Here is a 20,288-nt window from a genome sequence, read left to right as displayed (position 1 = left end):
GCGGTCGGTGTCGAGCAGGGCGTTCCAGTCTGGCAGGATGTGGCCGGACGGGAGCGGATCGGGCTGCGGGGCGCTTGGGCGTGACAGCAGCCGCTTGAGCAGTCGCGCGGCGCTAGGCATTGACCAGCCGGGTCAGGTGGCCGAGCGCGCGCTTGCCGGTCGAGCCGGCCCGGCGCACCAGGCGCTTTGGCAGGGGCGGCGCGTCGCTCGGGAAGCGGCTGGCCGTGCGGTGCGGGTCGTCAAACGCGGCCGTCAACTGGTCACGCAGCTCAGGGCCTTCTGGATCCCAGAAAATGCCCTCCCAGCGCTGACGATACGCTTCGCGGTCCCGCGCCAGCAGCTCGCGGTTGCTCTTGCGAACGGCCCGGTTCGCGCCCTCGAAGTGCTCCACGTACGCGCCGGGGCAGTCCACCACCTCGAAGCCGGCCTCCCACATCTTGAGGCACAGGTCGCCGTCTGCCTTGTAGAAGCCGTAGCGGTCCTCGTCCACGAAGCCGACCGCCTCCAGTGCCACGCGTGTGTAGAGGCCGTGGTTGACCATCAGCTTGCCGCCGAGCGTGCGCTGCACGTAGTAGTCGCGCTCGTTGGGCCAGTTCCGGAAGTAGAACGCGCCACCGCCGATCTTCCGTCCGGCCGCCTTAAGTTGCTGGAGATGCTCGACTCCGCGTTCCATCGCTCCGGGGACCAGCAGGCAGTCGTCGCTGATCATCAGGATGTAGTGGCCCTGGGCGCTCTTGAACCCGAGGTTCATGAAGTAGCCCCAGCTTCGGCGGCGGATCGGCTGGCCGCGAAACTCGCCGCGATTGTGCTGGACGATGGTGACCACGTCCTTCTGCTTCACCAGCCAGCCGACCGAGCCGTCGGTCGAGCCGCCGTCCACGACGATGGTCTCGTAGCTCAGGTTGGCCCCGTTCTCGCGCACGGTCTCGATGGCCTGCTGCAAGAACGGTCGGCGGTTGTAGCTGCCAATCACGACCGACACCAGCGGTCGGATGGGGCCAGATGGTGGGGAAGCGGTCATCGAGCGGCGCTCACGTTCGGCTGCATGGATCTCTGCGTCAGTGTACCAGCCGGCGGTAGCCGTCGAGGGTGGCCGCCGTCATCGCGTCCCACGAGAACAGCCGCGCCCGGCCCCTGCCGCCGGCGATGAGCCGTCGGCGCAGCGCCGTGTCCTCTGCGATCTGTTGGAGGCGCTCGGCCAACTCGTCGGCGCGGTCCGGATCGAAGAACAGCGCGGCGTCTCCGACAACCTCCGGCATCGAGGAGGTCGGCGCGCAGACGACCGGGCAGCCGACCTCCATCGCTTCGAGCGGCGGGATGCCAAACCCCTCGAAGTGGCTCGTCCAGGCCAGCGCGACGGCCCGCTCGTAGAGGGCCTTGAGGATGCGGTCGTCGCCGCTCACCTGCGTGAAGCACTCCGTCAGGGCGTGGTCGCGCAGGAACTGCTGCTCCGGCTCCAGGAACGGTCCGCCGCCCAGGCAGACGACGCGAAGCTCACGCCGCAGCCACGCAGACTGACGGAACGTCTCCAGCAGCAGCGGGAAGTTCTTGTACTTCGAGCGCGGACCCACGTAGAGCAGGTAGGGCCGTTCGACCAACCCCTGAGGGAGCGATGCGGCCGGCACGCTGGCGAGGTCGCTGGCCGGGTAGGTGAGGACCGTCCGCGCGGGATCGACGCCCAGCAACTCGACGACGTCCCGGCGGGTGTGCTCCGAGATCACGAACACCAGGTCTGCCCGCTCGACCAGCCGGCGCTTCCCCGCGATCTGCGCCCGGACGCGCGGCTGATCGGCCATGAACCGCTCAAGGATCATGTCGTAGACGGTCACGGCGACGTGCCCGGTCCTGGGGATGTCGAGCAGGCCAGCCTCGAAGTAGGACGGGTGGTAGATGTCCACGCCACCCCAGATCGTGCGGGCGAAGCAGCGGAAGGCGTGGCGGTTGATCCGTTCGCGCGGCCAACCGCCGATGACTGGCGGCCGCCGGTCGATGCTCCAGTAGCGGGCCAGGCGGGCCTGGAAGTCGGAGACGTCGTAGCCGTCCTGGTGATACCCACGATGCCAGTAGATCTCGCAGTCGTCGCGCGCCGAGAGCCGCCGTGCCAGCTCGACGAAGATGCGCGTGATGCCGCCGAACCGCTGAAGCGCGAACATCTGGTGGTCGTAGAGGATGCGGAGTGAGCGGCTCGGCATGACGTGCGCCCCGGCCTAGCGCTGACCGCCCACCACCGTCCGCGCAAGCTTCAGCGCTGCGCGAACGGCCAGTCCGACCGGTGTGGAGCCCAGACGACGCACCTCAGCCCGCAGCGCGGCGCGCTCGGCCCGTAGCCGCCCGATCTCAGTGCGCAGCTCGCTGACCTCGGCGGCGAGCGTGGTCGCCCGCCCCTCCGCGTCCGACTTGTCCCGCAGGGCGGCGGCGATGAACTCTGGATCGGGCCCCGCCACCAGCCGGAGCACGCGGGCGTCGGCGTCGACCGGCTCGACGTCGAGGAGCGGCGAGGCAGTCGACCGTCGCCTGGCGACCGCTGCCCGGAGCTGCCGCTCGCGTTCGCCGCCCGCGCGGACCAGGAGAAGGTTTGCGCTGGGGAGGCTGGCGGCCTCAGTCGGCGTGATGACTGCGCGCAGTCCAGCACCAGAGGACAGGTCGGGGATCAGCCCGACGAAACCAGCGGCAAAGATCGGCCGCAGCGCCGCCGTCAGCGCGCTTCGAGCCTCGTCCGTCAGGTTTTTCGCGCTCACTTCCAGCATGACCAGCGGGTCGGGTGACCGCTCGAGCAGGCCAGCCGCTCCGCGCAAGACCTTGGCCTCATGGCCTTCCACATCGATCTTCAGGGCATCGATTGCCGTGACGCCATGCTCGGCTGCTACTGAGTCCAGGCTGCGCGTCGGCACCTGTACGACCCCGCGCACCGCCGAGCGGCCCGTCGAGGTCATGCCGCTGAACGCCGCTTCCTCCGCAAGGTGGTACTCGGTTGCGCCGTTGTGGTCCGAGACGGCTGCCGCGTGGTGCGTCAGCCAGCCGTCCAGCCCGTTCGCACAGGCATTTTCGCGGAGGAGGGCGGCGGCGGCGGGATCTGGCTCGAAGGCGTGGACCGCGCCTGCCGCGCCAACGGCGTGCGCGCAGTGAACGGCGTAGTACCCAAAGTTCGCCCCGACGTCGAACATCGTCTGGCCGGCCGCCAGCAGCTCCACGAACAGGCCAGCCTCAAAGCGTTCATCGTAGTAGCCGTAGAACACGTCGCACCCGAGCCGGTCGCCCAGGTCGACCTGGAAGGTCAGGCCGTTCGCCAGGCGAATCGTGCGAGCGTCGTAGACGCCGCGCGGGTGAAGGCGCTCGCGCAGGGCACGTAGGAAGCCGACGTAGTGGGCCTCGAAGTCTGGCCGTAGACGCGCTTCGACGCGCAGCTCGTGGAGCACCCGCAACTGCGCCTCCGACCGAGCGAGCATGGCAGCGCTGTCGCTGGTGGCTGCTGGCGGACGGGCGGTCATGGGGTCACCGGCTCGGCGGCAGGGGCCGACGCGGCGGTATCCTCGATGGGAACGCTCCGGTGGGTGTCCCAGGCCAGGCGTGGGCGCACCGCCCCCGGAAACTCACGGGCGTAGAGGCCACGCGCCGTGCCCTCCGCCCCGAACCGCTCGAAGACGTTCAGGGAGACGGCCCGTTCTACGGCGCAATGGGTCTGGAACGGGTCTGGCGTCTGCAGCACCACGGTAACGTAGATGATGCCGACATTCAGCAGGTGGGCTGGGACCCAGGCCGTCGCGACGTGGCGTCCGACTGGCGGCGGGCGCTCCAGCCACTCGGCGTCCGTGTAGGCCACGACGAACAGGATCTGGTCGGTCTGCCCCTTGAAGTGCAGGGCAGGCTGGATGTTGTTGCCCTCGCGCAGGATGTCGAAGGTGACTTCAATGCCGAACGGCTCATCCACGGGCACGCTGGACCGCTCGTCGCCGTCCGTCCCGATGATCCGCGCCCCGACGAGCCGCACGTCGTCGTCGCCAGGGCGGCTGTCAGTCGCCGCAGGCGCGCGTCCGAGGCCCGACAACGGCAATCCCAATCCGGACGACCAGTCGCGGCTGGACCGGATGCCGGCCAGCTCTTCCAGGTAGACCTCGACCACCTGCTCGGACCGGCCGTCCATCCGCAGCTTGCCGCCGTCGATCCACAGGCAGCGGTCGCAGAAGCGGGTAATCGCGTCCAGGCTGTGCGACACGAACACCAGCGTGCGGCCCTCGTTGACCAGCCCCTCCACCCGCTCCAGGCACTTCTGCTGGAACGAGAGGTCGCCGACGGCCAGCACCTCGTCCAGCAACAGGATATCAGGGTCCAGGTGGGCGGCCACCGCGAACGCCAGCCGCATCTGCATGCCGCTCGAATAGCGCTTGACGGGCGTGTCCAGGAAGGGCCGCACCCCGGCGAAGTCCACGATCTCGTCGAAGCGGGCATCGATCTCGGCGCGCGTGAGGCCGTGAATCGAAGCGTTGAGGTAGACATTCTCGCGGCCGGTCAGGTTCTCGTTGAAGCCGGTCCCGACCTCCAACAAGGATGTCAGGCGGCCACGAATCTCGGCCTCGCCGGAGGTCGGGAAGACGACGCGCGAGAGCACTTTGAGCAGCGTGGATTTGCCCGCGCCGTTTCGCCCCACGATGCCGACGCGCTCGCCCCGTGCGATGTCAAACGTGATGTCGTCGAGCGCCCAGAACGTGTCAGGCTCCCGCGCCTTCTTCGGCGCGGCCCGGCCGAGCAGCGCCTTGACCGCGCCGCGCAGGCCGCCGTGGACGGACCAGCCGCCCGCCTGTCCACGGGTGTACTGCTTCGAGATCCCCCGTGCCGAGATCGCCAGCGACCGCGTCTGCGGCGCCATCAGAGCCGGTCCGCCAGCGAGGCTTCGGAGCGTCGGAACGCCCAGATGCCGACCGCCAGGATCGCCAGTGTGCAGAGCCAGGAGTAGCCCCACTCCCAGGCCGGCAGTGGGAAGCCGTCGAAGAGGGCGGCCCGGAACGACAGCAGCACGCCGACCATCGGATTCAGGTGGTAGAGCGTCGAGAACGGCTCGGGGATCATGCTCGGCGCGTAGATGACCGGGGACATCCACAGGCCCACGCTCAGGATGAAGGCCAGCGCCCGTTCCCAGTCCCGATTCTCAATCGACATCGACGAGATGATGGTGCCGACGCCAAGCGACAGGGCCATCGCCTGCACCAGCACCAGCGGCAGCAGGATCAGCTGCCAGCCGGGATGAACCCCGAACCAGACCATCATGCCGATGAGCGGCACGGCGGCAATCCCGATGGAGATCAACGCCGCGACGACTGGCACCAGCGGCGTCAGCAGGCGCGGATAGTAGACCTTCGTCAGCAGGGCCGAGTCCACCCGGATCGCGCCCGCCGACGACGTCGCGGCGTCCAGAAAGTAGGTCCAGAGCACCAGCCCACTGAAGACGTAGAGCGCATACGGCAGGTCAACCCGGGTGTTGGCGCCCGAGAAGCCTCGGAACAGTACGAACACCAGGGTGAACAGGACCGGCCGCGCGACAGCCCAGATCGAGCCGAGCCGGGTGGCGTCGAACTCGATGCGGACGTTGCGCCAGACGAGCGCTGCGAACAGGTGTCGATACTGCCACAGCTCGGCCAGATCGACGCCGAAACCTGGGGCCGGCGGTCGAATGCGGGTCACGACCTCGTGCTCAGGGCCGACCGGATGGCGGTCGGCAAGCCGTGATGCGGCCAGAGGAGCGGCCTCGGCCGGCGTGGGGGCAGCGGTTGGCATCGAGGTGCGGTCTCCTCCGGCGGTGCGACGGACGGCGGATCCTCGGCCCGAAGCGTCGGATTCTACCCGACAGACCGAAAGGCAGGCGACGCCGACCCGTATCATTATGGTCCGGAGCGGGGCAGGGCAGCGCTGCCGCCAGCCGGCGTGCAGACGATGGACGTGGTGGGGATGGTGGCTGAGATCTGATGCGGAAGTTTGATTTTTACGGAGCCGCGGCTGACGAGCGGGGCGTTGTGCGCTGGTACAACTTCGCAGGGAAGCTCTGGCTGCGCGGCGTCGCGCGGATTCTTGAGTACACCACGAAGCTCAATCGCCAGAGCCTGAACCTGTCGCGGATCACGCCGCAACTGGTGGTCGGCGGCTCGATCCCGGTGCGCTCGTACGGGCGGCTCAAGGCGATGGGCGTGACGGCGGTCATCGACCTGCGCGAGGAAGCCAAAGACGACGAGGCGGCGCTGGCGAAACACGGTATCGAGCTGCTTCACCTCCCGGCAACGGACCGCTACGCCGCCAGTCAGGATCAGCTGCGGACGGGCGCTGAGTGGGCGCTGGAGCGCATCCAGCGCGGCGGACAGGTCTACGCCCACTGCAAGCACGGCGTTGGGCGCGGGCCACTGATGGGACTGGCAATCATGGTGGCGCAGGGGGAGACGGCCAGCGCCGCCCTCCGCAAGCTGCGCTCGATGCGCTGGCAGGCCGCCCCGAACGACCGTCAGCTTGCAGCACTGCTGGAGTTCGAGCGCGACTGGACGGGCCGCGACGCACACCTGCTGCCGACCGACGCAAACGGCGCACCAAAGGCGTCGGCAGGCTAGCCGCGCCGCGACGACCCTGGCGATTCGAGGGGAGCGCATGGTTCACGTGCCGCGGACCTATCCGTATGGTCCTGATCTGATCCCTGCCGCGCCAGACGCTGGCGAGGGTATGTGGCGCTGGCGGGGGCTCCTGCCGCTCGACGGCCACGGCGTCTACCCGCTGCAGATCGGCGGAACACCGCTCGTCGGGTCGGCGGGGCTGCGGGCGGCGCTCGGGCTGCCGCGCCTCTGGCTCAAGGACGAGACGCGCACGCCGACCGGCTCAAACAAAGACCGGGCGACGGCGTTGTGCGCGGTCGACGCCGTTCGGACCGGAGCGACCGCGATCGCCTGCGCGTCGAGCGGCAACGTGGCCTGTTCGCTGGCGGCCGGCGCGGCGGCGATGGGCTTGCAGGCGTACATCTTCGTCTCGGCGCGGACGGTCTCGCCGGCCAAGGTCCAGTTTATGCGCTCGTTCGGGGCGACGGTCCTGCTGGTCGACGCGCCCTACGAGACGGCCTACCGCCTCTGTGACGCTGCCTGCGAGCGATTCGGCTGGTACAACCGGAACACGGCCACCAGCCCGCTGCCGATGCAGGCGAAGAAGACCGTCGCGTTCGAGGTCTGGGAGCAGCTTGGCCGGGCGATGCCCGACGTGGTCTACCTGCCCGTCGGCGACGGCGTCACGCTGGCGGCGTTCGTCCGCGGCTGCGAGGAGCTGATTCGTTGCGGAGTCGCCGACCGACTGCCGCGCGTGGTCGGGGTGCAGGTCAGCGGGGCGTCGCCGCTCGTGCGCGCGGTGGCGGCCGGCCGTACCCGGTGGGAGCCGATGGCCACACAGACGTTCGCGGACGGCATCGACGTCGGCGATCCGTACTTCGGGCAGGAAGCGCTCGAAGCCGTGCAGCGGACGGGCGGCTCGTGGCTGTCGGTCACCGACGACGACCTGCGGACGGCCATCGCGACGCTCGCCCGCGGCGCCGGCCTGCTGGCTGAGCCGGCCGGGGCGGCGGCGCTGGCCGGTGTGATCGTGGACCGCGACCGGCTGGCGGCGTCGGGCGAGTCGGTGGTGGCCCTGGTGAGCGGCACCGGCCTCAAGGATCAGCGCTGGCTGCCGGCGGACGGCGGGCGCGCCGTGCCGATCCCGCCGACGCTGGACGCCGTCAACTCGGCCCTCATGGCTCGCTAGATCGGCCATCGCCATCACAGAGCCTACCGGCCTCGGCTCGTTCTTGGCGACGCCGCACGCGATTGGTTTGTCATCCCGACCGACGCGAGGAACGAGCGAAGTGGGATCTCACCCGCTGATGCAACAAGTGACCGTTATTGGGTGAGATCCTTCGCTGCGCTCAGGACGATATGGTATGTTGCATTTTTTACTCCAGATTGTCCTATCGTGCAGCATCATGTGACGTATCCGAGAATCATGGAGACTTGTCTGCCCCCAGTGGGCATTCCCCAGCACGTTGCACAGCACAGCACAGCACTACAGCGGGTTTCCTTGCCGTTGATCCTGTCAGCCCCTCCTGGTTAGGGCGACGACTGTCGGGATCGAGGCCCGAGAGAACCGCTGTAGGCGTGGGGCAGACGCATGCGTGCCTATTCGGATGACGTGGGACGCTGGACTTCGAGGAGCGCCGCCAGGCTGTCGCCCTTGGCCAGCCAGGTCGTCGTCTCGTCCTCGTTGACCTGGGCGATGGCCAGGTAGGCCGGGTACTTGTGCGGGTCGATGGCGACCATCTCGCGCGCCGCTTCGAGCGCCATCTCCAGCGCGTCGAAGTCGTCGATCATCAGGTGGACTTCGGTGTCCCAGACCTCGAAGAAGACCATCCGCTCGTGCTCGTCCACGATCAGATGATCCCCTCGCGCCGCAGCGACTCGATCTCGTCAGGCGACAGGCCGAGCGATCCGTACACCTCCCCGTTGTGCTCCCCGAGCAGCGGGGCCGGGCGCGGCACCCGCGCCGGCGTCAACGAGAGGCGCGGGACCGGGGCCGGCATCAGCACCGGCCCGATCTCGGGATCGTCAATCGTGGTGAGCGTGCCGCGTGCCTGGACGTGCGGCTCGGCCACGATGTCCGCGATGCTGGAGATCGGGGCGTTCGGCACCTCAGCGGCGTCCAGCAGGTCGCGCAGCTCTGCCAGGGTGTAGCGGCGCGTCCAGGCCGAGACCCGCTCGTCAAGCTCCGCACGGCGGGCCGCGCGCAGGCCCATCGTCGCAAGAGACGGGTCGTCGCCCCAGCCGTGCTCACCCATGACCCCGTTCAGGCGGCGGAACAGCCGGTCGTTGGTGCAGGCGATGGCGATCCACTTGTCGTCGCCGGTCGGGTAGTGGTTATGCGGCGCAGCGTGGGCGTCCGAGCCCTTGCGCTCACGGACCGTTCCGAGGGCGTCGTACTCCAAGGCCAGCACGTCGCACAGGCGGAAGATCGACTCATACAGCGAGACGTCGATCTGCTGACCCTGGCCCGTGCGCCGTCGGTGGTCGAGCGCGGCCAGGGCTGCCGTCGTGGAGAACAGACCCGCCGCGTAGTCCGCGAGCGTGGCCGATCCAGGGTTGACTGGCGGCCGGTCCGGATGCCCTGCCAGGTAGGTGAGGCCGCCGAACGCCTGCGCGATCCGTCCGAAGCCCGGACGGCTGGCATACGGCCCCGTCTGGCCGTAGGCGGAGACCCGCACCAGGATCACGCCCGGGTTGGCCGACTGCATCCGCTCGAAGCCCAGATTCCACCGTTCGAGGGTGCCCGGACGGAAGTTCTCGATCACGATGTCGCTCTGAGCGATCAGCTTGAGGGCCAGCTCCTGGCCGCGCGGCTCGCGCAGGTTCAACGTGATCGAGCGACGCCCGCGCGCTTCGAGCGCCCAGAACAGCCCGCGCCCCTTCGCCTTATGGCCCAGCTCGCGCAGCGAGTCGCCGCTGCCCGGCTGCTCGACCTTGATCACGTCCGCGCCGTACTCGGCCAGGAGGCCGCCGCAGAACGGACCGGCGATGAACGTCGACAGGTCGAGGACATGCAGCCCCTCGAGGGCGTGGGGGGCGTCAGCGGCGGACAACGGGGCGTCGGCTGGCATCGTCGGGCGGTCCTTTCGCCAGGGTGAACGGACAGAGCGGTACGGATTGTAGGCCGCGCGAGCGGCGGCTGGCCGGATCAGCGAGGCAGGCTCGCCCGGCAATCGGGGGACGGCTCCCGAGACCCTGGTACAATCCCGGTGCGAGACCACCGCCGCCGAGTGGTGCGTGGAGGAACTGAATGTCTACTGAGCAAGAGAGCACCGCGCAGGCTGCCGCGCTGCCGTCCGAGCACGAGATCATGCAGGCGTTGCGCGCCGTGTACGACCCCGAACTGGGCATCAGCATCGTCGATTTGGGGCTGGTGTACGGCGTCAACACGGTTGAGGACGAGAAGAAGGTGATCGTCGATATGACGCTCACCACCCCGGCCTGCCCGCTCGGCCCGATGATCCAGACCCAGGCGCACGCTGTCTTGACCACGACGTTCCCGGCCATCAAGGACGTGAACATGAATCTCGTCTGGACGCCGCGCTGGGATCCGCGCACGATGGCGAGTGAGGAAGCGAAGGTCGAGCTGGGCATCTGGTAGCCGACGCCCGGTGCCTGTCGGCTTCTCGCCTGCGCGGCAGACCGAACCCGTAGGGATGTCCAGGCCGGCCGGTTCTGGCCGGCCCTGGGCGGGCCTGCCTGAGGGACGGGTCGTCTGGCTGCTGCTCGCGGCCATCGTGCTGCTGGCGTTGGGCCTGCGAGTGGCGTTCTCGTTTCGCGCGCCGCCGTTTGTCACCAACGACAGTCTCAGCTATCTGCTGCCGGGCTTCGACCTCGTGCATGGCGGCACGTTCGCGCCGATCCTCAAGCGTCCGCCGCTCTACTCGCTGTTCATCGGCGGGGTGATCGCCGCGTTCGGCGAGGAGCTGCGGGTGCTGATGCTCGTGCAGCACCTGATGGGCGTCGGCACGGTGCTGCTGACGTTCGGCATCGGCCGGCTGCTGTTCGGCGCCAGTGCTGGCCTGCTGGCGGCATTGCTGACCGCCCTCAGCGGCCCGCTGATCGTCACCGAGCACTACCTGATGAGCGAGACCCTGTTCGGCCTCCTGCTGGCGGGGAGCCTGCTGACCTACCTGGGCGCTCTCCGCGTCGAACGCCTGACGACGAGGCTCTGGCTGCTGGCGCTCGCGGGCGTGCTGCTGTCGCTGGCCGCGCTGACGCGCCCCATCGCGCAGGTGGTTCTGGCGTTGCTGTTGGCGGCCTTGCCGCTGCTCCTGCCGCGCTGGCGGCCGGCCCTGCTCGGCGCTGGCCTGCTGGCCGCCGTGTTCGTGCTGGTGGCGCTGCCCTGGATGCTCCGCAACCAGGCCGTGCAGGGGACGTTCGCCATCGCCGGCGGCTCGGGCGAAGGATTGGCCGTCCGAACGATCCGCTACGAGCAGAAGTTCGACTTCAAAGCGCCGCCCGGCGGTGACCCTGATCGGCTGACCTCGCGGGCGCGCAGCATCTACCGTGACGAGGCTGAGGACGGCTCGGCGTTCGAGTTGGCGAAGCGCCTGCGCGTCGAGCTTGGCATCACCGAGATCGAGGCCGAGCGCTTCATGCGGACGTTCGCGCTGCAAGCGATCCTGAAGCAGCCGGGCTACTACCTGCTGGGCACGGCGGATATGTTCGTGCAGACCTTCGTGGGTCGGCCGGTCCGCCTGCGGCAGGACTGGCTCCCCTGGCGGAACATCGCCTGGGAGGAGCGCGTCCAGCATCTCCTGCCAGAGCCGACCCCCGTCGAGGCGCGCAGCTTCACCACCGCCGAGCGGCTGGCCACACTCTACGATCCGGCCCCCTTCGCGCCGGCCCTGGCCCTGCTGAGCCTGCTCGGCATCGTGCTGGCCGCCCGCCAGCGTCGATGGGATGCCGTGATGGTCGGCGTCCTGGTCTACGGGCTGCTGCTGGCCGGCGCGGCGCTGATCGGCATCGAATGGCGGTACCGCTTCCCGCTGGACCCGCTCATCAACGTGCTGGCGGCCGGCGGGCTGACGTCCCTGGTGGGAGCGCTCGCCACGCGTGTTCACCGACCCACGACCCCGACGTCGCCGGCCGTCGCCCAGGCGAGCGGATCGGGCACGTGAGGCTGGCGGCGTTGGCGGCTGGGTCTCGCCTGGACATCCTCGCGCTGGGACTGCTGCTGGCGCTGTGCATCGGCGCGCGGCTGGCCTTCTACGGGGTCGTACCCCCGATGTTGAACCCCGACAGCGCCGGCTACTACGTGCCGGCGAGGAACCTCGTCTACGGCGACGGCTTCGAACTCGGCCTGCGGCGCACGCCGACCTACCCGCTGTTCCTGGCCGGCGTGATCTCGTTCGTGGGCGAGGATCTTCAGAAGATCGTGACGGTCCAGCACGTCATCTTCGGGCCGCTGCTGGTGCTGTTGACCTACGCGCTGGGCCGTCTCACGACCGGCCGGCTGGCGAGCCTGCTCGCGGCGACGCTGGTGGCGATCTCCGGCCCGTTGCTGCTCTACGAGCACTACGTCATGACGGAGATCCCGTTCGGCATCTTGCTGCTGGCGCTGCTGTGCAGCTTGCTGCTCCTGGTGAAGCGCGCGAGCCTGCGCTGGGCGGCGGCGTCAGGGCTGCTGTTCGGCCTGCTGGTGCTCTGTCGGCCGTCCGGCCAGATCCTGGCGCCGCTGGCGCTCGGCATGCTGCTCCTGCTGCCCGGCGGCTGGCGCAGGCGGGCCGCCGCCGCTGGCCTGTTCGCCGCCCTGGCGCTCGTCGCGGTCGTGCCGTGGATGGCCTATAACAAGGCGACGCAGGGCCAGTTCGTCATCGCCGGGGGCGGGCGGTTCTTGCTGGCCCGCACCCTGAAGATGGACCCCGGCGGCTTCACCTTCGAGAGGCCGGCCGGCGTGGTCGAGGACGAGCGGACGACCGCCGCGCGCAACATCGTGCAGGAGGAGGCCGCCAAGCGCCGACCGGGCTCGGTGGCCCAGCGCTTCCGCGACGACCTCGGCCTGACCGACGCCGAAGCGTACCCGCTGATGCAGAGCTTCGCCATCGAGGCGATCCGCAACCGGCCGGTCTACTTCGCGACCAGCTCCGTTGAGGCGTTCGTCGAGATCATGGTGGGCGAGCCGATCAACATTCGACGCGAGGGGGTGCCTGTCGCCGATGCCGACTTCGAGCGGCGGGCGCGAGCGGCCCTGCGCGCCCCGATCTACAAGCTCGACGCGAACCGTGCCCAGGCGATCCTGTCGGTCTACGACCCGTCACGCTGGGGCGCGGCTGTCCCGCTGCTCTTTCTGGTCGGGGTGGTGGTCGCCGCCGCCGTGCCGGGGCAGCGCTGGCTGCTGCTGCCGGCGCTGGCCACGCTGGCGCTGATCGGCGGCTCGGCCACGCTGGTCGGCGGCGAGCTGCGCTACCGCTTTCCGCAGGATCCGCTGATCGCACTGGTGAGTGTGTCCGGCCTGGTGAGCCTCGGAACGCTCGCCCTGGCGCGGCTGCGCCCGGCGGCGCGCTCGTCCGAGCCGGCGACGAGACCGAGCGCCACCCATCGACCCGCCGCCGAGCCGGGCCACGCTCCGGCCGAACCGGCGCGCTAGAATCATCTCCTATGGCATCGTGGACGCGCCGCCGCGAAGATGTGGGTGGGGTCACCCTGATGATCCGCACGCTCGGCGCGGACGCCGCTCCGATCGTGCTGCTGCACGGGTTAGGCGTCTCAGGGGCGGTCTGGCAGGGTATCGGACGGCTGATCGGGGAGCTGGGGCGGCTGGTGGCACCCGACCTGCGCGGTCACGGCGAGAGCGACAAGCCCTCGGCCGGCTACCTCCCTCGTGACTACGTCGGCGACATCTCCGCGCTGCTGGCACACGAGCCGTCGCGCCCGCTGGCCGTCATCGGGCACTCACTGGGGGCGGTCGTCGCCGCGCAACTGGCCGCCGAGCGCCCGGAGCTGCTCGGCAAGCTGATCCTGGTGGATCCTCCATTCGACCCGACCCGCTCCCGCGAGCATATCGAGGTGGTCGAGCGGCTGCGTCACGGCCGCCCGGGGGCGCTGGAGGACGAGCTGCTGCGCCGCGAGCCGGGCATCGGCGATCTGTACGCGAAAGCCCTGGCCGACCTGTACCGGTCGGCCGCCGATGGTGCGTTTCAGGCAGCGCTGCGCGCCGAGGCAGGCTACCCGTCAGTTGTCGGGATGCTGCGGAACGTCCAGGCCGAGACCTTGCTGATCGCCGCCGATCCGGCCCTCGACGCAGCCATGAGCGCCGACGCCGCGCAGCGCGCCGTGGATGCGCTCCCGCACGGCACGCTGCTGACGATTCCGGGGGCGCGCCACGCGGTCCACGCCTCTCGGCCCCGCGAGTTCGCGAAGGCCGTAGCGGAGTTCGTGCGGGCGTGACGGAGTCCTGAACGCCCAGGCTGCGCGTTCGCCCCTGGTTGCCGCCCGCGGCCTCACTTTGCGATCCTCGTGCTGGTCAAGGGGGCGCACGTGAGCGACGAGAACGATCAGCAGGCTCTGCCGGCCGATGACGGCCACTCCGAGGCGTATCGTCGAGGGCTGGCTCGCCGGAACCGCATCGTGGGCGGGGCCGGCACCCGCCGCCGTCGGATGCTGCAAGCTGTCCACCCGGATCTCGAAAAGGTTCTGATCGAGTTCGCCTGGGGCACTATTCTCGACCGGCCGGGACTCAGCGAGCGGGACCGCGAGCTGATCACCTGCGGCGTGCTGCTGGCGCTCGGGCGGGATCGCGAGGCGACAACCCACCTCCACGCGGCGCTGAACGTCGGCATCAGCAAGGATGAGCTGGTCGAGCTGCTGATCCACTGCGGCGTCTACGCTGGCTTCCCCGTCACTATGACGGGCGCCGGCCTGCTGGCCGACGTTCTCGAAGCGCGCGGCGAGCTGAAGCTGCCGGACGAGCCTGCCGAGTAGCGGCCGGCGACGCCCACACCGCACCATCGCGTCGGGGCGGCCGGCTGGCTGTGTCCCCGGCGCACAGGAGTTGTTGCATGAAGTTGTTCGATCTGTCGGGCCGCGTGGCCATCGTCACCGGCGGCAACGGCGGCATTGGCCTCGGCATCGCGCAGGGGCTGGTCGAGTGTGGCGCGTCGGTTGTCGTCTCCGGGCGCAACGCCGAGAAGTCGGCAGCGGCCGCCGAGCAGTTGAACCGGACGCGGGCCGGCGCCGCCATCGCCATCGAGTGCGATGTGACGGTCCCCGAGCAGGTGACGGCGCTGGTGAGCCGGACGGTGGATCAGCTGGGCGGCCTGCACATCATGGTGAACAACGCCGGCATCGGGATCCGGCGGCGGCCCGAGGAGTACACGCTCGACGAGTACCACCAGTTGATGAACACCAACATGACGTCGATCTTCCTCTGCTGCCAGGCGGCCTACTTCCCGATGCGCGACGCCGGGGGTGGCAAAATCATCAACATCGGGTCGATGGCCAGCTTCCTCGGGCACCCGTACGGCCCGATCTACGCCGCCTCCAAGGGAGCGGTGGTCCAGTGGAGCCGGTCCATCGCGGTGGCCTGGGCCGAGCAGAACATCCAGGTGAACTGTATCCTGCCCGGCTGGATCGACACCGAGCTGACGCAGAGCGCGCGCAAGTACCGCACTGACCTGGAGGCGCGCGTCAACATGCGGACTCCCGCCGGCCGCTGGGGCACACCGTATGACCTGGCGGGTCTGGCCTGCTTCCTGGCCGCTCCGGCCAGCGACTACGTCACCGGCACGGCCATTCCGGTCGACGGTGGCTACTCGATCTCGATGCCGTAGCGCGCACAGCTGTGCCGCGTCGGGGGCCGTGGATGCCAGCGAAGGCGTCGCCCCTGACGCGATTTTGCCTCGCTGGGTCGGCCGGATGACCGATTTCCCCGGTGCGGTCCAGGACGGCTGATCGCAGTTGACGTATAATGCGCCACGCTCCAGGTCGCCCAGCGGCCGGGTTCGACGGTTCCACAGCCGGGGAGGAGCGCGTGCCGCCAATGAGTTCGACCGGCGGAGACCTCGTCGATCAAGCTCGCGAGTGGATCGAGAAGGTCCGCGCGCGCCTGATGGGAGGCGCCAGGGGCCAGACTCGCCAGCCAGCGCGGCGTCCTGCTATTGGCCGTCGTCCTGGACTTCGCGCGCAGGCTGTGCCCGTGGGAGCGGCACGCCCGATGGGCGGTTCCCGGCCGGCGCGGGCTGGCCGTGGCCGCAACGACCGTGCCGCCATGAGCGCCTACACCTGGATTCTGGCTGGCGTCCTGCTGGTCGGCGTGGTGGTGCTGTTCTTCACGCTGCGCTGGGTGTTCGACTCGTCCGGGTCGTCCACGGCCAGCGGCACGCCAACGCCGGTCGCCGCCGGCACGACGGCCATCGCCAGCCCGAACCCGATCTCCAGTCCGCCGCCGTTCCTGGTTCCGTCGCCGTCCCCATCGCCCGCGTCGAGCGTGGCATCGCCGCCGCAGCAGCGGGTGCACGTCGTGGAGGGTGGCGATACGCTGAACCGGATCGCGCAGCGCTACGGCGTCACCATCGACGCGATCATGCAGGCGAACGGCTTCACGGATCGGAACCGAATTCTTCGGATCGGCGAGCGCCTGGTCATCCCGGACGCGGCGCCAGGCAGCCCGATCCCCCGGTAGATTCAGGCTCCCCCGTGGAGCCTGCCGGGACGGTCGGTCAGCTAGCGGCGCGGGCGTCTTCTGGGAGGCTCAGGACGATCAGGCCGTCGCGGCGCAGGTCCAGCGAGACCCAGCCGATGCTGACCAGCTCGTCGAGCGCGGTTCGGAGATCGCCGTAGCTGATCCCGAGCGCGTCCGCGATATCGTCCAGGGTTCCGCACAGGTCACGGCCGGCGACGGCGTCCAGGACGCGCCCTTCGGCAATGATCGGCCCGAGCGAAATCTGCACCGAGAAGTCGGGAGTAGATTCGGAGGGTGATGCGAGATTGTTGCTGCTCACATGAGGAAAAACGACCTCATGGAGGGCAGAGGGATGGGCCGGCGGGCCGGTCCGGCATCACTTCTGGACAGGTTCGCGGGGCGGCGGCGTGTGGCCGGTCAGTGCGGGGGCTCGTCGCCGCGCTGCTGGCGCTCCCGTTCGAGCCGGGCCTCCTGCTCGCGGATGCGGCGGGCGTCCTGCTCGATCAGGCCATCCACCGAGGCCATACAGCGCCAGGCGGCGTTGATCAGCGTCTCGGCCTCGCCGGCCGCCATCTCCCAGGACGGATCGCCCTCCTTCGCCAACTCCCAGCAGCGCCGCTGCACGATGCCGCCAAGCTCGGCGGCCAGCGCGGCCAACAGGTAGGTGCCCTGGCGATACTCGACCTGTTCCGACCGCTGGACGAGGTACTCCAGCAGCACATCGGCCTGCTCGCGGGCCTGGACTTCCAGCTCGTCTCGGTGGGTCACGGTACAAGGATACGCGAGGCAAGGGCGGCCCGCGCCAGAAGGCCGGTCCGCCCTCGCCGGCCGGGCCGCCCTCTCCCCTCAGGCCGAGCGGCGGCGCACCGTCTGCTGCGCGACCGCCGCTCGGCCTGACCGTCGAGGCTGAGCCTGTTGCGGCTCGGCTGTTGAGGCCACCAGTGACACGGGGCCGTTGTCCGGTTCGAGGTAGAGGCTCCCGCGACAGTAGCCGCACGTCGAGCGGCTGCCACGAGCGGTCAGGGGTGGAGTGTCCGGCAGTCGATGGAAGACGCCCGCGCGAACGAGTCCGGCGTTTCGGCCACACAGCATGCAGCGCACGTTGAAGTGATGAGCCATCGTCGTGTCCCTCTACGGAGGATGGCCCGGCGAGAGCGCCGCCTTGGAGACCGGCGACGGTGCAGCAGCGCTTCGCGCACGGACGTTGGCAGAAGAGGGGTGGCAACGTCCGTGCCAGTTTCTCGTAGCAACTGTCCGGCGCCGGACAAGTGGCTCGGCAGACGTGAATCGCAGGGTCGCTCGGTGCCCATCGTCAACCTGACAGCAGCGAGAAACGCCCTCCCGTCTGTCATCCCGACCGCGGCGAGGAACGAGCGGAGCGGAGGGATCTTCCCCAGGTGAGGGACGACTGACGAGGAAGATCCCTCGACTGCGTTCGCACGCTCACTCCGCTCGGGATGACGGGGGAAGCGTCGAGTGACCCGTCCCGGTCGTTCACGACTGACAGGCCACTATCGGGTCAGGCCGGGCGAGCTGGTCGCCCCGCGCTCCCAGTACATCGACCGCTCCACCACGACCGGGTGGTCTGCGATCACCCGGGTCGAGATGTCGGCGTCCGGCACGTACTTGTTGGCCTCGACGGACAGGCGGCTCGTCGGCTCCATGACGAAGCTCTGGGTGACGGGCGGCTGCCCGTCCGGCTGGGTGAACGTCAAGTCCACCTGCGTCTGCTCGGGGCTGGGGTTCAGGATGGCGATGATCTCACGGTAGGGGGCGCGAGTGCTCCCCTCCGGCAGAAACCACTCCGTCTCGGGGATCTGCACGGCGGCTGATGCATGCCCGCCCGCCCCGTTGGCGAGGTAGATCGACCGCTCGACGATGATCTGCTGGTCGGCGTCGATGCGCGCCCCGAACGTCGTGTTCGGCACCACGGTATCGGCGAACAGGCTCAAGCGCGTGCGTGGATCGAGCGCGTAGTAGGCGACCTCGGTCGTGCCGTCGTCCTTGATGAACGTGACGGAGACGTTGGCGACGTCGGTGGCGCTCGGGTTCTGGAGCAGGATCCAGGTGTCCACGCCCGGGCGGCTGTCGCCCTCGGCCAGGAACCAGGTCTTGCCGGGCGTCTTGACGCCGATGGTCCCGTGGCCGCCGCCGGACCCGAAGTACATCGACCGCTCGACCACGATGGGTAGATCGGCGCGGACTTCGGTGGCGAACCCGGCCGACTCGATGACATCGTTCGAGTCGAAGCTGACGCGAGATTGCGGCGGCAGCGGCTGGGTGGCCTCGATGGTCCCGCCGTTCTCCAGCATGAACGTCAGGTGGGCGACGGTCTCCTCGTCGTTCGGGTTCAGCAGGAGAATCCAGGTGTCAAACGGCGGCTGCGTCGAGCCTTCGGCGAGGTACCACGAGCGCGCGCCGGACCGCGTGCCGATGCCGCCGATGGCGTCGTGCCCGAAGTACACCGTGCGCTCGGCGAAGACAGGCGTGTTGGAGTCGACCCGCGTCGCCACCAGCGCGCCCGGCACGATCTCGTTGACGTGCAGGCTCTTGCGGGAGCTGGGCGGCACCACGACGGTCTGCCGTGCGACCGGTCCATCCTGGGTCATGAACGTCACGCGCGCCGAGGCCGGCGCGGGCATCGGGTTCTGAATGGTCAGCCAGGTCTCGAAGCCGGCCGTGGTGTTGCCCTCGGCGAAGAACCAGGAGATCGGCTCCTCCGGAAGCGGGCCAGGCTGTGGCAGCGGCTTGATCGACGGCAGGACGATACGTGGCGCCTGCGGCACGGCTGGCGTCCCTGGCAGCCGCTCGGGCGTGGCCGTCGGGCGGATGACCGGGCGCGTCGGCACGGGAATCGGGCGCAGCGAGTTGACCGCCTTCAGGGCGTTGATGCGTCCCGCGCCCAGGAAAGCATCTCGCGAGCGTGGGTTCACCTGATCCGCCGTGCCGATGATGATGTCTCGGATCTGCTGGGGCGAGAGCGTCGGCTGGATCGAGAGCAGCAGGGCTGCGAGGCCGGAGACGTGTGGGGCCGCCGCCGAGGTGCCGGTGTGCAGGATGTAGGGGCCGTTGCCGGCGTCGCGCCACGCTGGCCCAGGGATATCGACGCCGGGGGCCGCGATGGCCACATACGGCTGCCGCTGGGAGAATGGCGGCGCCTGGTCCTTCTCGTCGGTGGCTCCCACGGCCAGTACATTCGCGTACGCGGCCGGGTAGATGACCTCGTTGCCCTTGTCGCCGGTGTTGCCGGCCGCCGCGACGACCAGCACGCCACGGCGCTCAGCAAACTTGACGGCGTCGTCCAGCAGTTTCGACTGATACGGCGTCCCGGACGAGAGGTTGATGATCCGCGCCTTGTTCTCGACGGCGTAGATGATGCCCTTAGAGACGGCAGCGTCCGGTCCCAGGCCTTTCGCGTCCAGCACCTTGATCGGCATGATCTTGGAGCGCCACGTCATGCCGGCCGTCCCCTCGTCGTTGTCGCCGACGGCGGCGATGACGCCCGCCACATGCGTCCCGTGCGACGAGTCGTCCCAGGCGTCCGGGTCGTCGTTCACGAAGTCGTAGCCGTCGATGACGTTCGGCTCAAGGTCGGGGTGGGCCTCGTCCACGCCAGTGTCGAGCACCGCCACGATCACATCAGGGCTGCCGGTGGTGACATCCCAGACGGTCTCCATGCCGATCTTGCGGACGCCCCACTGAAACTCCTTGTAGATCGGGTCATCGGGGACCGTCAGCGTGCTGAGGACGGCGCTCCGCTGGGCGCTCACGATCCGTGGATCGTGCTGGAGCTGTGCGATGGCCGCCGCCTCCCGCCCGAGCGGCACGCCAAGGACGGCAGCCCGCAGCTCGGGGAGCGTGTCGAGGAGGCGAATGCTTCCGCCGATCGCGTCGTCCAGGACCGCCGGCAGCGATGCATCGGCCCCGACGATGACGACCACGTGCCCCGGAACGAGGCCCGCGTCGGCCTGCTCGGCGGTCTGACCGGCTGGCGCTTCCGCCGCTGGATCGCTGCTCGGAATGCAGCCAGCGATCAGCGCAAGGGTGAGCATGGCTGCGATCAGCCGCCTCCACCCGCCACCGACGCCACGGCTGCG

General features: G+C 69.4%; 19 protein-coding genes. 9 read left to right on the top strand and 10 right to left on the bottom strand.

Features of this window, described 5'->3' with window-relative positions:
- Positions 1-112 precede the first annotated feature (112 nt).
- The 5 genes from IT306_16190 to IT306_16170 are packed head-to-tail and all read right to left on the bottom strand — an operon-like array spanning position 113 to position 5,769.
- Positions 113-1,021, bottom strand: coding sequence for a glycosyltransferase (locus IT306_16190; protein ID MCC7369967.1), 909 nt, complete (start codon positions 1,019-1,021; stop codon positions 113-115).
- A gap of 37 nt (positions 1,022-1,058) precedes the next feature.
- Positions 1,059-2,192: a glycosyltransferase family 4 protein gene (locus tag IT306_16185; protein ID MCC7369966.1), complete on the bottom strand. Its 1,134-nt coding sequence runs from the start codon at positions 2,190-2,192 to the stop codon at positions 1,059-1,061.
- 15 nt (positions 2,193-2,207) lie between these two features.
- Complete coding sequence (locus tag IT306_16180) at positions 2,208-3,488, bottom strand: FkbM family methyltransferase (GenBank protein ID MCC7369965.1); 1,281 nt, start codon at positions 3,486-3,488, stop codon at positions 2,208-2,210.
- Positions 3,485-4,864, bottom strand: a complete 1,380-nt coding sequence (locus IT306_16175) for an ATP-binding cassette domain-containing protein (protein MCC7369964.1) — start codon at positions 4,862-4,864, stop codon at positions 3,485-3,487. The genes IT306_16180 and IT306_16175 overlap by 4 nt, the downstream gene beginning before the upstream one ends.
- Positions 4,864-5,769 carry an ABC transporter permease gene (locus IT306_16170; protein ID MCC7369963.1) on the bottom strand — a complete coding sequence of 302 codons (906 nt, stop codon included), beginning with the start codon at positions 5,767-5,769 and terminating at the stop codon, positions 4,864-4,866. Before IT306_16170 ends, IT306_16175 begins: the two co-directional genes overlap by 1 nt.
- A gap of 188 nt (positions 5,770-5,957) precedes the next feature.
- Here IT306_16170 and IT306_16165 point away from each other — a divergent pair, with 188 nt between their 5' ends.
- Both IT306_16165 and IT306_16160 read left to right on the top strand, forming a co-directional pair.
- Entirely contained in the window at positions 5,958-6,587 is a 630-nt protein-coding gene (locus IT306_16165; protein ID MCC7369962.1) for a dual specificity protein phosphatase family protein, read from the top strand.
- 37 nt (positions 6,588-6,624) lie between these two features.
- Positions 6,625-7,755 (top strand): pyridoxal-phosphate dependent enzyme, encoded by a 1,131-nt coding sequence (locus IT306_16160; protein ID MCC7369961.1) that lies wholly within the window; start codon positions 6,625-6,627, stop codon positions 7,753-7,755.
- A 410-nt stretch (positions 7,756-8,165) separates the two neighbouring features.
- Here IT306_16160 and IT306_16155 read toward each other — a convergent pair whose 3' ends face one another.
- Positions 8,166-8,414 carry a hypothetical protein gene (locus IT306_16155; GenBank protein MCC7369960.1) on the bottom strand — a complete coding sequence of 83 codons (249 nt, stop codon included), beginning with the start codon at positions 8,412-8,414 and terminating at the stop codon, positions 8,166-8,168.
- Positions 8,415-8,416: 2 nt separating this feature from the next.
- Complete coding sequence (locus tag IT306_16150; protein ID MCC7369959.1) at positions 8,417-9,637, bottom strand: CoA transferase; 1,221 nt, start codon at positions 9,635-9,637, stop codon at positions 8,417-8,419.
- A 179-nt stretch (positions 9,638-9,816) separates the two neighbouring features.
- Between IT306_16150 and IT306_16145 the strand changes: the two genes are divergently transcribed.
- The 7 genes from IT306_16145 to IT306_16115 all read left to right on the top strand — a co-directional run bounded on the left by IT306_16145 (position 9,817) and on the right by IT306_16115 (position 16,191).
- The gene (locus IT306_16145; protein MCC7369958.1) at positions 9,817-10,167 is read left to right on the top strand and encodes a metal-sulfur cluster assembly factor; all 351 of its coding nucleotides are present in this window, start codon (positions 9,817-9,819) and stop codon (positions 10,165-10,167) included.
- Between the two features lie 55 nt (positions 10,168-10,222).
- Positions 10,223-11,689, top strand: a complete 1,467-nt coding sequence (locus IT306_16140) for a glycosyltransferase family 39 protein (protein ID MCC7369957.1) — start codon at positions 10,223-10,225, stop codon at positions 11,687-11,689.
- Between the two features lie 11 nt (positions 11,690-11,700).
- Positions 11,701-13,158, top strand: coding sequence for a glycosyltransferase family 39 protein (locus IT306_16135; protein MCC7369956.1), 1,458 nt, complete (start codon positions 11,701-11,703; stop codon positions 13,156-13,158).
- An 11-nt stretch (positions 13,159-13,169) separates the two neighbouring features.
- Complete coding sequence (locus IT306_16130) at positions 13,170-13,958, top strand: alpha/beta hydrolase (protein ID MCC7369955.1); 789 nt, start codon at positions 13,170-13,172, stop codon at positions 13,956-13,958.
- Between the two features lie 90 nt (positions 13,959-14,048).
- Positions 14,049-14,492: a carboxymuconolactone decarboxylase family protein gene (locus IT306_16125; protein ID MCC7369954.1), complete on the top strand. Its 444-nt coding sequence runs from the start codon at positions 14,049-14,051 to the stop codon at positions 14,490-14,492.
- A 77-nt stretch (positions 14,493-14,569) separates the two neighbouring features.
- Positions 14,570-15,340, top strand: coding sequence for a glucose 1-dehydrogenase (locus tag IT306_16120; GenBank protein MCC7369953.1), 771 nt, complete (start codon positions 14,570-14,572; stop codon positions 15,338-15,340).
- Between the two features lie 383 nt (positions 15,341-15,723).
- Positions 15,724-16,191, top strand: a complete 468-nt coding sequence (locus IT306_16115) for a LysM peptidoglycan-binding domain-containing protein (GenBank protein ID MCC7369952.1) — start codon at positions 15,724-15,726, stop codon at positions 16,189-16,191.
- 37 nt (positions 16,192-16,228) lie between these two features.
- Here the strand turns inward: IT306_16115 and IT306_16110 are convergent, their stop codons facing one another.
- The 3 genes from IT306_16110 to IT306_16100 all read right to left on the bottom strand — a co-directional run bounded on the left by IT306_16110 (position 16,229) and on the right by IT306_16100 (position 20,243).
- On the bottom strand, positions 16,229-16,510 hold the full coding sequence (locus IT306_16110; GenBank protein ID MCC7369951.1) for a hypothetical protein: 282 nt from the start codon (positions 16,508-16,510) through the stop codon (positions 16,229-16,231).
- A 98-nt stretch (positions 16,511-16,608) separates the two neighbouring features.
- Positions 16,609-16,959, bottom strand: coding sequence for a hypothetical protein (locus IT306_16105; GenBank protein ID MCC7369950.1), 351 nt, complete (start codon positions 16,957-16,959; stop codon positions 16,609-16,611).
- A gap of 743 nt (positions 16,960-17,702) precedes the next feature.
- A complete protein-coding gene (locus IT306_16100) occupies positions 17,703-20,243 on the bottom strand; it encodes a S8 family serine peptidase (protein MCC7369949.1) in 2,541 nt (846 codons plus the stop codon).
- Positions 20,244-20,288: the final 45 nt, after the last annotated feature.

This window comes from Chloroflexota bacterium, assembly GCA_020850535.1.
Lineage (GTDB): Bacteria > Chloroflexota > UBA6077 > UBA6077 > JACCZL01 > JADZEM01.
The sequence above is the reverse complement of the archived record's forward strand: the minus strand, read 5'-3'. Positions and strand labels throughout refer to the sequence as shown.